This window comes from Pseudomonas sp. Fl4BN1, assembly GCF_009908285.1.
GTDB lineage: Bacteria > Pseudomonadota > Gammaproteobacteria > Pseudomonadales > Pseudomonadaceae > Aquipseudomonas.
Genome location: NZ_JAAARM010000128.1, coordinates 1 through 409 on the forward strand (window position 1 = coordinate 1; position 409 = coordinate 409).

Annotated in this window: 1 protein-coding gene; it reads left to right on the forward strand. The window is 50.9% G+C overall.

Going from position 1 to position 409, the window contains the following annotated elements:
- On the forward strand, positions 1 to 409 hold a 409-nt coding region (locus GV818_RS33890; protein WP_256679602.1), incomplete at both ends, for a hypothetical protein.

Sequence of the window (409 nt, forward strand, 5' to 3'; positions counted from 1 at the left end):
ACAAGAAACTCAAGCAGGCGCAGCGTCTGTATGAGAAAAACCAGCAGGGGCGGATGATCTTTATGAAAAACATTGGCGATGCGCTGAAAGAACCCGCACAGTCCCTGGCGGAGAGCGCGGCTAAACTCAACGCCCCGGAAAGCAAACAACTGGCGAATCAGGCAGATGTGCTGGTGCGGCTGGTTGATGAAATACAGTTAGCGAACATGCTTGCGGATGATAGCTGGAAAAGTGAGACGGTGCTGTTCTCCGTGCAGGATTTAATTGATGAAGTTGTGCCTTCAGTGTTGCCTGCCTTCAAGCGTAAAGGTCTGCAACTGCTGATTAACACTCATCTGAAAGCACACGATATGCGCCGCGGCGATCGCGATGCCTTACGACGTATTTTGCTGCTACTGATGCAATATGC